The sequence below is a fragment of the Yoonia sp. D2-7 genome, from assembly GCF_055809435.1.
The window spans coordinates 1,951,863-1,964,171 of the sequence record NZ_CM147912.1; the positions used below are offsets into that span (position 1 = coordinate 1,951,863).

Annotated in this window: 12 protein-coding genes; 5 read left to right on the forward strand and 7 right to left on the reverse strand. The window is 54.2% G+C overall.

Annotated elements, in window-relative coordinates; genetic code table 11:
• Positions 1-55: 55 nt before the first annotated feature.
• Positions 56-1,306 (reverse strand): MmgE/PrpD family protein, encoded by a 1,251-nt coding sequence (locus AC0L7R_RS09490; RefSeq protein ID WP_473656615.1) that lies wholly within the window; start codon positions 1,304-1,306, stop codon positions 56-58.
• A complete protein-coding gene (locus AC0L7R_RS09495; RefSeq protein ID WP_348107005.1) occupies positions 1,303-1,746 on the reverse strand; it encodes a type II toxin-antitoxin system RatA family toxin in 444 nt (147 codons plus the stop codon). Before AC0L7R_RS09495 ends, AC0L7R_RS09490 begins: the two co-directional genes overlap by 4 nt.
• A gap of 74 nt (positions 1,747-1,820) precedes the next feature.
• On the opposite strand from AC0L7R_RS09495, the gene hpt reads away from it, so the two are divergent.
• Positions 1,821-2,369, forward strand: a complete 549-nt coding sequence (gene hpt, locus AC0L7R_RS09500; protein WP_247127145.1) for a hypoxanthine phosphoribosyltransferase — start codon at positions 1,821-1,823, stop codon at positions 2,367-2,369.
• 248 nt (positions 2,370-2,617) lie between these two features.
• On the forward strand, positions 2,618-3,853 hold the full coding sequence (locus tag AC0L7R_RS09505) for an EAL domain-containing protein (protein ID WP_473656616.1): 1,236 nt from the start codon (positions 2,618-2,620) through the stop codon (positions 3,851-3,853).
• On the opposite strand, the gene lipA is transcribed toward AC0L7R_RS09505, so the two are convergent.
• Both lipA and AC0L7R_RS09515 read right to left on the reverse strand, forming a co-directional pair.
• Complete coding sequence (gene lipA / locus AC0L7R_RS09510; RefSeq protein WP_473656617.1) at positions 3,831-4,790, reverse strand: lipoyl synthase; 960 nt, start codon at positions 4,788-4,790, stop codon at positions 3,831-3,833. The two genes, AC0L7R_RS09505 and lipA, sit on opposite strands and share 23 nt — an antisense overlap.
• A 100-nt stretch (positions 4,791-4,890) precedes the next feature.
• Positions 4,891-5,994: a DUF6456 domain-containing protein gene (locus AC0L7R_RS09515; protein WP_473656619.1), complete on the reverse strand. Its 1,104-nt coding sequence runs from the start codon at positions 5,992-5,994 to the stop codon at positions 4,891-4,893.
• A gap of 242 nt (positions 5,995-6,236) precedes the next feature.
• Here AC0L7R_RS09515 and AC0L7R_RS09520 point away from each other — a divergent pair, with 242 nt between their 5' ends.
• Entirely contained in the window at positions 6,237-6,542 is a 306-nt protein-coding gene (locus AC0L7R_RS09520; protein WP_473656620.1) for a DUF6477 family protein, read from the forward strand.
• An 8-nt stretch (positions 6,543-6,550) separates the two neighbouring features.
• Here the strand turns inward: AC0L7R_RS09520 and AC0L7R_RS09525 are convergent, their stop codons facing one another.
• Together AC0L7R_RS09525 and AC0L7R_RS09530 are read right to left on the reverse strand one after the other, a co-directional pair.
• The gene (locus tag AC0L7R_RS09525) at positions 6,551-8,107 is read right to left on the reverse strand and encodes a trimethylamine methyltransferase family protein (protein WP_473656621.1); all 1,557 of its coding nucleotides are present in this window, start codon (positions 8,105-8,107) and stop codon (positions 6,551-6,553) included.
• A gap of 101 nt (positions 8,108-8,208) precedes the next feature.
• Positions 8,209-9,009, reverse strand: a complete 801-nt coding sequence (locus AC0L7R_RS09530; protein ID WP_473656622.1) for a GMP synthase — start codon at positions 9,007-9,009, stop codon at positions 8,209-8,211.
• 107 nt (positions 9,010-9,116) lie between these two features.
• Here AC0L7R_RS09530 and guaA point away from each other — a divergent pair, with 107 nt between their 5' ends.
• Positions 9,117-10,676 (forward strand): glutamine-hydrolyzing GMP synthase, encoded by a 1,560-nt coding sequence (gene guaA, locus AC0L7R_RS09535; protein ID WP_348106893.1) that lies wholly within the window; start codon positions 9,117-9,119, stop codon positions 10,674-10,676.
• 22 nt (positions 10,677-10,698) lie between these two features.
• On the opposite strand, the gene AC0L7R_RS09540 is transcribed toward guaA, so the two are convergent.
• Positions 10,699-11,313 carry a neutral zinc metallopeptidase gene (locus AC0L7R_RS09540; RefSeq protein ID WP_473656623.1) on the reverse strand — a complete coding sequence of 205 codons (615 nt, stop codon included), beginning with the start codon at positions 11,311-11,313 and terminating at the stop codon, positions 10,699-10,701.
• A gap of 85 nt (positions 11,314-11,398) precedes the next feature.
• Here AC0L7R_RS09540 and AC0L7R_RS09545 point away from each other — a divergent pair, with 85 nt between their 5' ends.
• On the forward strand, positions 11,399-12,271 hold the full coding sequence (locus tag AC0L7R_RS09545) for an EamA family transporter (protein WP_473656625.1): 873 nt from the start codon (positions 11,399-11,401) through the stop codon (positions 12,269-12,271).
• Positions 12,272-12,309 lie beyond the last annotated feature (38 nt).

Genomic DNA, 12,309 nt, shown 5'->3' on the forward strand with positions numbered 1-12,309 from the left:
GACGATTGGGGCGCCTTCGGGCGCCCTTTTCTGTTTTTAGGTATGGTTTTTGGCTTTAAACGACGTCAAAGATCGCGTTGGTGTCATGCGTGGCAAGCGCGTCCCACAGTGCAGATGCTTTCGTGGACCCAAGTAATGCCCCCGCTTTATCGCGCAGACGTACCTCGCGGGCTTCCAGCGTCATCGGCGTGTTGAGGTCATGGCTTTCGGTCAGGCCGCTGCCATCTTTCAGCGTCACTTGCACGCGTGCTTGCATTTCGCTCAGACTTTCATCCGCTACGACGGTCACTTTATCGCGGAATGCGACGAGCAGTGGATCGTGCGCTGTCGCATCGCTGTAGCTCGCAATGTTTGCTGTAGAAATCCCGTGGACCGCCATTGCTGCCGTATGCCGATACGAAAACTTCACCCCGAGCCCGGTGTCTGGTGACGGCTGATTGCAGACGCTCATCCAGCGTGGATGGGTGGTAATCGTCATGTCCGCGATATCATCGCCGTCGACGCGCATATCGCCTATAGCTTCTAGTGCTGCATGTAGACCATGACAGCAGGCGTGGAATTTGTGGCTAATCCGGCTGATCATCCATGGGTCTTCGTCGGTCCATGCGGCTTCATCGCGCATACCGTGGTGTGTGGCTGCAAAACTTTCCAACCCTTCAGGGTCAGACGTCATGCCCGCCTTTGCCCATGTGACCGCTTCGATTGCGGTACGCGCTGCGAGTCCTGCGTTGAGTGGTTTACCCATGGTCCCGAACTGCCCCTTCAGGCCGGATGCCATCGTCGCCGTCAATCCAAGTGCATCGTGGATTTGGGGGCGTTTGAGTTGCATCAACCGAGACAGCGCAACAGTCGCGCCAAAAGCACCCGCGGTCGCTGTTTGGTGATACCCAATTTGGTAATGATCGCGACCCAGCCATTTTCCGACGCGCACTGCGGCCTCGGACCCGACCAAAGCTGCATCCAACACACGACTTGTGCCATCCAACATTTGATCCTGCGCCATAGCCAAGACAGCGGGCATGATCACAGCTGATGTGTGACCAATGTGGTCGAAGTGCGTGTCGTCGTAGTCAAGCGCATGTCCCATTGTCCCGTTAATCAACGCGGCATTCGGGGCGGACATCGGAAAACGTCCAAAGACTTGCGCAGCCCCTTCGCCTTCGGGCTGCAACAGCTTCGCGGCAGGTTCATCCATGCCAGCTATGGCACAGGCAATCCAATCATACAGACACAAATACATCAGGCGCGACGGACCATTGCCAAGCCAGCCTTGGGCCAGCCGGATAAGTTGGTCCTGCGCGCTCATCCGTAAAGCTCTGCGGCGCGGCGTTCAAATGATCTGACAACCATGTTCATGGCTTCATTAAAGAACATTCCAGCGGCACCTTGCAACAACCGGTTCTTGAATTCGAAATCGACCTCAAATGCGACTTCGCAACCGTCGTCCAAGTCTTTGAAAGTCCAAGTGCTTTCCAGATGCTTGAAGGGCCCGTCAATATAAGCCGTGTCGATCTGTTTGCGGTCAGGCCATAGCGTGACGCGGCTGCCAAACTTTTCGCGGAACACTTTGAACGAAATGACGAGGTCCGCCAGCATGACCTGATGATCCCCTTCATCGGTGGTCGATCTGATCCGCGCCGCGGCCGTCCAAGGCAAAAACTTAGGATAATTTGCGACATCAGCGACAAGGTCATACATTTGATCTGCAGTGTACGGCAGAACTTTTGTTTCGGAATGAGCGGGCATTAGCGGCTTTCGGTCGTGTACTTCACCTGATGATGTCGTAGAGTTGGGCCGAAATTGCAAGACTTGGGGACCTCATGTCACATCGCCCTTACGTGATTGATCAGATGATCAGTGCGAAATCTATCGCGGCTCGGATTGAAGAGCTATCAACCGAAATCGAAACCGACTTCAAAGACACCGACAAGCTGGTAGTTGTCGGCCTGCTGCGTGGATCGTTTGTATTCATCGCCGATCTGGTGCGTGAATTAGACCTGCCAGTCGAGGTCGATTTCATCGAAGCATCGTCTTACGGCGACGCGATGGAAAGTAGCCGCGAGGTGCGTATTTTCAAAGATCTGCGTGGCCGGATTGAAGGGCGCGATGTACTTGTCGTTGAGGACATCATTGATACGGGTCACACCCTTCATCACGTGATGGAGTTCTTGGAGGCCAAGCACCCTGCCCGTCTGAAATCTATCGCTTTGCTCGACAAACCCGCGCGTCGCGAAGTGGATTACAAACCCAATTGGATTGGCTTTGAGATTCCGGATGAATTTGTCGTGGGCTACGGGATCGATTTTGCGCAACGCAACCGCAACTTACCCTACATCGGCAAGGTCCGCTTCACGGATGACGCTTCGTGAACCCGATGTGGCTATTGCGGGCAAAGCGGTGGGCGCAAAACCCGCCGCCTTTGTCGCGAGTCCTGTTGGTATTTGGGATCATTGCCGTCTGCGGTGTGCTTTATGCCATTGAAGCGATCTGGGGATGGCCCGACGCGCTGACGGTAACGCCGCTTCGGCGATAATCACGCCAGACACATTTTAGATTTTACGCGTTGTTAATTTCTGTTCCGGTACACCTGCTGAGGTAATTGTTCTGCCGGTGAAACATGTTTCTTCACGATCCTGCTCAAGAACTGCCCGACGACGTTATCGATGATGCGCTTGAAGCGGTGCGGCTACATCTAGGGATGGATGTAGCTTACGTGTCAGAGGCCTATCCCGACAGCGTCGTTTTCCGGCACGTGTCGGGTATCGACACAAACAATTACGTGCAGGTCGGTCGAAAAATCCCTGCAAATCATATCTTTTGCAACAAGATCGCTGTGGGTGACGTGCCTTGCGTCATCAACGATACCGCCGATATCCCACAGATTAGTGATCTCCCTTTTGTCCGCGAAGCTGATGTTGGGTCTTTTGTTGCTGTTCCGATTGGACAAAGCCGAAGCGGTTATTTCGGGATGTTCTGTTGTTACGCACATGCGCCCCGCGATGACATCAGCGAACGTGACATCGCCACGGTATCGATGTTCGCCAAACTGACAACGCGGTCGCTAAAACAACACTTTGACGCGCAACATGAGATTAATGCGCTCAAGAAACAATTGTCCCGCGTCATCCAAGATGATTCCTTATCCATCCATCTGCAGCCCATCGTGTCGCTTAGCGATGGTCGTCCAATGGCTGCTGAGGCCTTGTCCCGTTTTTCTGTTCATCCGGGACTTGGGCCGGAATGGTGGTTCGCACAGGCCCAACGCAGCGATATGCAAATCGAGCTGGAGGTGAAAGCGATCCAACTGGCGCTGACACATCTGCAAGAAATGCCAGCGAAGGCCTACCTGAGCGTGAATGCGTCACCGCTGACGGTTGCGTCCCCGCTGTTCATGGATGCGATGCAAGGCGTGCCGACCGACCGGTTATTGGTTGAACTAACCGAGCGGGAAATCATTGTCGAAACCCCGCAATTGATGCAAGCGCTGACCGTTTTGCGCGACAAACGGATCGGTATTGCGATTGATGACGTGGGCGCGGGATACGCTGGGTTGAATACAATCGTCAGCCTTAAGCCCGACGTGATCAAGCTTGACCGATCACTCGTTTCCGCGATTCACGGCTGTACTGTCAAACAATCCTTAACGAAAGCGATGGTGCATTTTGCCAATGAAATGAACGCATTTCTTGTCGCGGAGGGCGTCGAGACCGAAGCTGAACACGTTTCGCTCAAAGCGCTCGGTGTGCGCCTTGGCCAAGGTTTCCATTATGCCCGCCCCGCAGAAGCCGTGATCATCGCACGGCAAATGCGGGACTATAGTAAATCGAACCCTACTTTGCGCTCAGTTTCTTGAGCCGCGCAGCCCGCAATTGCGCAAAATCGTCACCGGCATGGTAGCTCGACCGTGTCAAAGGTGTCGCTGAAACCATCAAGAACCCTTTGCCATAGGCCGCTTTTTCGTAAGCTGCGAATTCTTCTGGTGTTACGAAACGATCAACAGCGTGGTGTTTCGGCGTAGGCTGTAGATACTGACCAATCGTCAAGAAATCGATGTCAGCGGCACGCATGTCTTCCATGACCTGCACAACAGCTTGGCGGTCTTCGCCCAAGCCGACCATGATGCCGGACTTCGTAAACATTGACGGATCAATTTCTTTGACCCGCTGCAACAAACGCAAAGAATGGAAGTAACGCGCGCCGGGCCGGACTTCTGGATACAGGCCAGGCACTGTTTCAAGGTTGTGATTGAACACATCAGGCTTCGCATCAACAACGATTTTCAAGACACTTTCGTCACAACGAATAAAGTCGGGCGTCAGGATTTCGATGGTTGTGCCGGGCGATTGACGACGCACTGCGCGGATTGTCTGTGCGAAATGTTCTGCGCCGCCGTCTTCCACATCGTCGCGGTCAACTGATGTGATGACGACGTGGTTCAACCCTAGCTTTTTCACGGCATCAGCGACCCGACCCGGTTCAAAAACATCTAGCGCCTCTGGCGGTTTGCCCGTTGCGATGTTGCAGAATGTGCAAGACCGAGTGCAAACCTCGCCCATGATCATCATGGTTGCGTGTCCTTGGCTCCAGCATTCGCCAACGTTGGGACAGCCTGCTTCTTCGCAGACTGTCACAAGTTTGTTTTCACGCATGATATCGCGGGTTTGTTTATAGCCTTCAGACGTAGGTGCCTTGACCCTGATCCAATCCGGCTTCTTCGGCTGAGGCGCATCTGCGCGCCGCTGTTTTTCCGGATGCCGTTGGGCAGGTATTTTGAGGTCACGCGTAGCCATAGGATATCCCCTTTTGTCACATGTTACCTAGTGTCATGCGGTGACAATGTCCAACAGTCCGATGCGGTTGCATGTCAGAACTGCGCGGCACGCATAGTGGCTAGCCAATCATCGGACCAAACTTGCCTTGCGTGGTTTCGTAATGCACCTTGAGACGTTGCAAGGCGATGCGCAAAACGATCTTGCCGGACCGTGCCGACCAACCGAGATTGCGTTCTGTCACTTCAAGACCTTCAAGCAGGCAGCAACACCGCAGTACCACATCGCCAAGCCCCAGACCCAAGTCCTGCATGGCAGCCTGTACGCGTTCACGCGCTTTTATCGCACCTTCCGGGATCATGCTGTCTTTTGGCACCTCAAACGTTTCCATGAAACCATCATAGGTCCGCACACCCGGACCACCAATCTGCGACAATTCAAAGTCTTCGCGTAGACGTTCGCCGGCTTTCACAAGATCGTTTGTCAAAAATGGTGATCCATCGCGGTCCTTGCGTCGCGCCAGTCCCAGAAGCGGACTTTCTGTCGCGTAGTATCGAGACCGACTGCGCATGCCGTCGGTTTCTTTCGGGAACGTCCAGCCGTCCAGATCAGGATCAAAAGTACCGCGCTGTTCTGCAAACCCATGCGCTTTGTTTTCGTCTGCTGCCGTCAGGCGTCGCAATGCAGCGCGCCCGGAATTGGTGATGAAGTACCGTCGAATGCGGCTGCCATCATCTGGACAATTGATCCATCCCTTCAATGCCATTGCCTGCGCAATTTCGCGGTCCACAATGGCGGTGCGTAAGCTTTCGCCTTCGTCATTCTCGCGGGCGACAACGGCCGTTTCCATTTCGCGAGCGACCGCCAAAACAGCGCGAGGTTCACACATACGCCGCAGGATACGTTTTGCTTCGCTGTCGATACGTTCTTGCGTCAGCGCTTGATCAAATCCACCGGACATTTTCATCTGTTTGGTCTCTTGTTTTACATTTTTTCCGTCTGTTTGTTCTGCAAGCGATTTAAGCGCCGCGTCGATCAACGGGTCGTCCCGTCGCCCTTCGAAACGGCGGACTTGTCGCAGAATTGTGGATGGATGGCAGTCAGTGGCCCGAGCAAGGGCGCGTATGGAAAGCCCGTCTTCTGTATGTGCTAGGTAATGTCGGGCGGCTGTTGGCACCCACTTTGGTAAGTTGCGACACGATTCAACATTCGTCATGTTACGCATTCGTTTCCCTTCCCACACTTCGCTTGCTTCGCCAAAAGAACAGGCGGAATCCCCAAGCGTACAACTTAAACGTGTATTGTTACTCAATGGTTAATAGTTTGTTCACACCACAACCATTGTTTCGAAAAGGTAAAACTTTCTGAGACCATCGTTCTACAAAAACCACGATTGCGCAACACCCTATGATGTCATGCGAAGACAATCTGGACCTGTTGAAATTAATATCAAGTAAGGACCAGAAAATGAAAGACATTAATAGCTACATCAATGACTTAAGGCGCCCCAAACTATTGGTCCACGCAGCGCGTCACGGTCTGGCCGGATACGATAGACCGACACATCTGGCCCGATACATGCCGATCGATCCGGTACCGGGGCCCGGTGTTGCATTAATGAAATTGTTCGATTTGGAACGAGAAATGAATGATACGCGCTTGGCAAAGACGGGCACATACATGCCGTCTCGCCATATCGATATCCTTGTCGCGATCATGTCTGAATCGCAACTGTTGCGTGCGACAAGCCAGCCGCGGCTGGTGTTTGGCTAGGCCGCAGGTCAGGAAAATGCGTCTGGCATCGACGCCTTTTTAGCCGCGACGTAGGCGCGCAAATTCGCTTCGATTTCGGGATCAAGTGCCGGCTGTTGGTAAGTATCCAGCATCTTTTTGACACGCGCAGTTGCGAGCGTTTGGGTGTCTCGTGCGCCTTCTTCGTCCCACGTCTCAAACGGTTTGTAGTCCAATAGATCGGACCGCCAGAACGCGTCTTTGAAGTTGGCTTGCGTATGTTCACAACCAAGGTAGTGACCACCCGGCCCAACCTCTGCGATGGCCCCCATGGCTTGACCGTTGTCTGACATATCCACGCCCTTCGCAAAGTGATGCAATGTGCCCAGTTGATCCGCGTCCATCACGAATTTTTCGAATGACGCGACAAGTCCGCCTTCAAGCCAACCGCAAGAATGCAGCATGAAGTTTACACCGGACAACAAGCCCATTTGTAGGCTGTTTGCAGTCTCGTATGCCGCCTGCGCATCCGGCAGTTTCGATCCGCAGAACGATCCCGCTGACCGGTATGGTAAGCCTAAGCGCCGTGCCAATTGCCCTGCCCCATATGTGATATGTGACGCCTCTGGTGTTCCGAATGTCGGTGCGCCAGAGTTCATATCAATAGACGTCACAAATGTCCCCATGATCACGGGCGCGCCCGGCCGTATGATTTGGGAATATGCGACGCCGGCCAGTACCTCGGCCAAGACTTGCGTTAATGTCCCAGCAATCGAAACCGGTGCCATTGCCCCGCCGACAATGAACGGGCTGATGATGCTGGCTTGGTTGTTCTTGGCAAAAACCTCTAGCGCGCCCATCATGATGCTGTCGAATGTCAGGGGCGAGTTGATATTAATCAGCGACGTCATCACTGTGTTGTTCTGAACAAAATCTTCGCCGAACAGAATGTTACACATGTCCACCGAATCTTGCGCCCGCGATGGTTCGGTGACGGACCCCATAAATGGCTTATCGCTATAGACCATATGGGCCAGCAACATATCGAGGTGGCGCTTGTTCACGGCGACATCTGTCGGTTCGCAAACCGTCCCGCCGGAATGGTGCAGCCATTTGGACATGTAGCCCAACTTCACGAACTTTTCGAAATCATCCATAGTGGCGTAGCGACGCCCGCCTTCGGCGTCCCGTACAAACGGAGGTCCATAAACAGGTGCCAGAACAAGGTTCTTGCCACCGATCTCGACATTGCGTTCAGGATTGCGAGCGCATTGCGTAAATTGGCTTGGGGCTGTTGCGCATAGTTTACGGGCCAGACCACGTGGAATCCGCACGCGTTCGCCTTCAACTGTAGCCCCGACGGATTTCCACCGCTCAAGCGCTTCGGGGTTATCGACAAAGTTCACGCCAATTTCGGCCAGTACCGTTTCAGCGTTGGCTTCGATCACATCCAGCGCTTCTTCGGTCAGTACTTCGTAGTTGGGTACATTGCGTTCAATATATTTGGCAGTCTCGACGCTCACCGCAGTCCGTGCGGCGCGACGGGCGGCACCCCCGCCTCCTCTGGCGCGGCGTGTTGGGGCTGCTGGGGCTGTGGTGTCAGACATAACGGCATCCTTAAGACTTTTGTGTTGGCCCCGTGATACCGATCTGACCGTTCAATCCCTGACGTTTTTGCGTCCTATAAAGGGCAAAACCGACATTTTGGTCAGAAGACTTTAAAGCTTGCGACAAATGGCAGGTGATCCGACACCTCATCTTTGAACCGCTCTCGGCCCATGTCCATTGTCCAATGCATCGGAAACAGGCGTAAAGAACCGCGCACGTAGTCTTTGGAATACGCCCGAGAAACAGCGAACCCGTCCAACAGATTCGCGCGTCCTTTGTCCAGAATGTGACTAAAGCGGTCCTGAAGGTCCCAGCACGAAACAAAATCCATCACGTCATCACCACCGAGATGATGGAAATTGCTGACGTCTTGACCGGGAATCATGTTGAAATCGCCCATCAAGAGGATGGTGTCGCGCTTGTATCCGGGAGTGTCGCGCAGATCATCAATCCACTTCCCGATGACCTTGCACTGACTATCACGCAATCTTTGATCCGCTTTGTCGCGTCCGGCTTTCAGGTGAACACCGATGAGGGTGGCGGCGAATTTGCCGATTTTGACATCAATCGCAACAGCACGCCGTCCGCGGGCGTAATCCCCTTGGGACCCGTCAATCATACGCAAATGGCTGACGTCTACGCCTTTCTTGAAAAGAAATCCGGTGTGCAGATTGCCCGGTTGTTCGATGATCGCGACGTCGTATTCGATACCATATTGCGCGATTTCGGCGGCGAGTGCGTAGATATGACTGACCGGATTGACCTCGACCAATGTCACCAGTTCCGCATCCAGTAACGCCAAGCCTAAGGCTTGTTGTTTCATTCGTGGTTCTTTGATCCCGCCAAACCCCGCGAGGTTCCAGACTGCGACGCGTGCCAAAGCATGTTGAAAGACTTGCATGGGTTCATCCTCCGATGGGGCAATCATACCCGAAAATACTTTGGTCGTTAGTCAGGGTTTCCACACTGCCCCTTGCGCAAAGGCCCGCGTGGTTTTACGAGACGATCATGGAAAATATGCATCATGAACGCCTGCTGATCATTGATTTCGGTAGCCAAGTCACCCAGCTGATTGCCCGCCGCCTCCGCGAGCTGAATGTCTACTGCGAAATCCACCCTTACCAGAACGTCGATGATGCGTTTTTGGCCGCATTCGAACCAAAGGCCGTGATCTTGTCCGGCGGACCGGATTCAGTGACCCGCGAAGGATCGCCGCGCGCACCGGAAAGCCTTTGGGGTATGGGCCTGCCCGTTCTTGGGATTTGCTACGGTCAGCAGACGATGATGACGCAATTGGGCGGCAAAGTCGAAAGCGGTCACGGCACCGCAGAGTTTGGACGCGCCTTTGTGACGCCCGAAGGTAAGTTATCGTTGTTGGACGGTTGGTTTGCAGCTGACAAAGAACAAGTTTGGATGAGCCACGGCGATCATGTCTCTGAAATTGCACCCGGATTTGCGGTTTATGGCACGTCGCCAAATGCACCGTTCGCGGTGACCGCAGATGTGGCCCGCAATTTCTATGCGGTCCAGTTCCATCCAGAAGTTCACCACACGCCGAATGGTGCCAAGTTGTACGAAAACTTCGTCCGCATCGCAGGTTTCACGGGCGATTGGACGATGGGCGCATACCGCGAACAGGCCATCGCTGCGATCCGCGAACAGGTTGGCGACAAGCAGGTAATCTGTGGTTTGTCCGGTGGCGTCGATTCGTCGGTGGCTGCCGTATTGATCCACGAAGCGATTGGCGATCAGCTGACCTGTGTGTTCGTTGACCACGGGTTGCTGCGCCAAGGTGAAGCTGAAGAAGTCGTCACCATGTTCCGTGACCACTACAATATGCCGTTGATCCATGCCGACGAGCAGGAATTGTTCTTGGGCGAGCTTGACGGTCAATCCGACCCCGAAACCAAGCGCAAGATCATTGGTAAGCTGTTCATTGACGTATTCCAGAAGTACGCAAATGGTATCGAAGGCGCAGAGTTCCTCGCGCAGGGTACATTGTACCCAGACGTGATTGAATCCGTTTCGTTTTCTGGTGGCCCGTCAGTGACGATCAAAAGCCACCACAACGTTGGCGGCCTGCCCGAAAAGATGGGTCTGAAACTGGTCGAACCACTGCGCGAATTGTTCAAAGACGAAGTGCGTGCGCTAGGTCGCGAGCTTGGTTTGCCTGCGTCGTTCATCGGTCGCCACCCGTTCCCCGGACCGGGTCTTGCGATCCGCTGTCCCGGTGAGATTACCCGCGAAAAGCTGGAAATCCTCCGCAAAGCCGATGCGGTCTATATCGACCAAATCCGTAAACACGGTTTGTACGACGATATCTGGCAGGCGTTTGTCGCCATTCTTCCTGTTCGTACCGTAGGTGTGATGGGTGATGGCCGGACTTATGATTTCGCCTGCGCGCTTCGTGCTGTGACATCGGTGGACGGTATGACAGCCGATTACTATCCGTTCAGCCACGAATTCTTGGGTGAAACTGCGACGCGGATCATCAACGAAGTCCAAGGCATCAACCGTGTGACTTACGACATCACATCGAAACCTCCGGGAACGATTGAGTGGGAGTAATCAGGCGCTTACGGCCTGATATTCATCCTTTATAGGCGCGGAGCAACAGCTCTGCGCCGAATTCACCGGCCGCACAATCCTGCAAAGTTTTGGCCGCTTGGCCCCGCAGGAACCACGCGTTGCGACCGTCCAATCCAATCGCCACCTGCGGCCCGACACGAAGCGGATCACGCCCCCAATGGGTGCCGGTGAAAGGTTCCGCGTTAAACCAATCGGTCAAAGAGGCACCTTGTTGCCCTGCCCGCGTCATCAAAAAACCAGCGATACATTCGACCTGACTGGCAACATACCCACGTAGGGTCGGCTCTTCGGCGCGGCGTGCTCTGATCTCGCGAAGCGCTATGTCTGCAATCCCGTGCTGAACCTGTACCGCGTGCCCTATTACGTGGGCGACCAAATAAGGTGCTTCCGGCCGCGACGCTGCGGTTTCGCTCAGCAAAACAACGTTGCGGGTCGTACAATATGCGACGTCTTGGTTCACGTGACTATCTGCGCCACATGCGCCTTCGATCCGCGCGACACGTTCTAGCCGCGGCATTCTGTCAAAGCTATTCGCCGCAGCCTGCATCACGTCGTCCACGGCATCCGCCGATGCGGCAGTTCCGAACATCAAAATTGGTAGCAACCATCGCAACATCTGACGTTTCCTTTTGCTTTACTTGAGATACCGTAGCGGTGTTCGGGGACAAAGGTCCACGCAGTCGTGTGAAGGATTATCAGACATGTCAGCCACGCTTCGCGCCGCATTTTGGATGATCGGGTCCATCGTGTCGTTCACTTTGATGGCCGTCGCTGGCCGTGAAGTCAGCAATAGCTTGGATACGTTTGAGATCATGTTCTTCCGCAGCCTGACCGGACTTTGCATTATGGTCGTCGTGATCACGGCAACGGGCGCTTGGTCAAACATCACCACTAAACACTGGAAGCTGCACGGCGTCCGAAACCTCGCCCATTTTACCGGACAAAACCTGTGGTTCTATGCCATCACAGTCCTACCGCTGGCCCAAGTCTTCGCGTTTGAATTCACCACACCGATCTGGGTGATTCTCTTGTCGCCGCTCCTTCTCGGCGAACGAATCACACGCGTTGGGATCGCTGCAGCGGTATTAGGCTTTTTTGGCGTTTTGATCGTCGCCCGTCCCGACCCAACGGAAATAAGTCCAGGTTTGGTGGCCGCCGCAAGTTGCGCGATTGCATTTGCGCTGACGGCGATCCTCACGCGAAAGCTGACCCAAACCGAAACCATTGTGACAATTCTGTTTTACCTGACGGTCACACAATTGGTGTTTGGCCTGATCAGCGCGGGCTTCGATGGAGACATCGCAATCCCGAAAGGAATCGCTGTCTTTTGGGTCGTTGGGATAGGCTGCGCAGGGCTTTTGGCGCACTTCTGCCTAACAACGGCCCTATCGCTCGCGCCCGCAAACATCGTTATGCCGATCGATTTCGCGCGGCTGCCCACGATCGCGATTGTGGGCATGGTTCTGTATCGTGAAACCATCGACATCTGGGTGTTTGTCGGGGCGATCATCATTTTTGGGGCGAACTATATGAACATCACGCTACAAAACCGAAATCGGACAGCTAGTGCTTAATTGCACCGATTTCACGGCTGGAAATCTCTGACGCGGCG

Coding starts and splice junctions, on each gene's coding strand:
- hpt (WP_247127145.1), top strand. CDS start 1,821: ATGTCACATCGCCCTTACGTGATTGATCAGATGATCAGTGCGAAATCT.
- AC0L7R_RS09505 (WP_473656616.1), top strand. CDS start 2,618: ATGTTTCTTCACGATCCTGCTCAAGAACTGCCCGACGACGTTATCGAT.
- AC0L7R_RS09545 (WP_473656625.1), top strand. CDS start 11,399: ATGTCAGCCACGCTTCGCGCCGCATTTTGGATGATCGGGTCCATCGTG.
- AC0L7R_RS09540 (WP_473656623.1), bottom strand. CDS start 11,313: ATGTTGCGATGGTTGCTACCAATTTTGATGTTCGGAACTGCCGCATCG.
- AC0L7R_RS09520 (WP_473656620.1), top strand. CDS start 6,237: ATGAAAGACATTAATAGCTACATCAATGACTTAAGGCGCCCCAAACTA.
- AC0L7R_RS09495 (WP_348107005.1), bottom strand. CDS start 1,746: ATGCCCGCTCATTCCGAAACAAAAGTTCTGCCGTACACTGCAGATCAA.
- AC0L7R_RS09530 (WP_473656622.1), bottom strand. CDS start 9,009: ATGCAAGTCTTTCAACATGCTTTGGCACGCGTCGCAGTCTGGAACCTC.
- guaA (WP_348106893.1), top strand. CDS start 9,117: ATGGAAAATATGCATCATGAACGCCTGCTGATCATTGATTTCGGTAGC.
- AC0L7R_RS09490 (WP_473656615.1), bottom strand. CDS start 1,306: ATGAGCGCGCAGGACCAACTTATCCGGCTGGCCCAAGGCTGGCTTGGC.
- lipA (WP_473656617.1), bottom strand. CDS start 4,790: ATGGCTACGCGTGACCTCAAAATACCTGCCCAACGGCATCCGGAAAAA.
- AC0L7R_RS09515 (WP_473656619.1), bottom strand. CDS start 5,994: ATGCGTAACATGACGAATGTTGAATCGTGTCGCAACTTACCAAAGTGG.
- AC0L7R_RS09525 (WP_473656621.1), bottom strand. CDS start 8,107: ATGTCTGACACCACAGCCCCAGCAGCCCCAACACGCCGCGCCAGAGGA.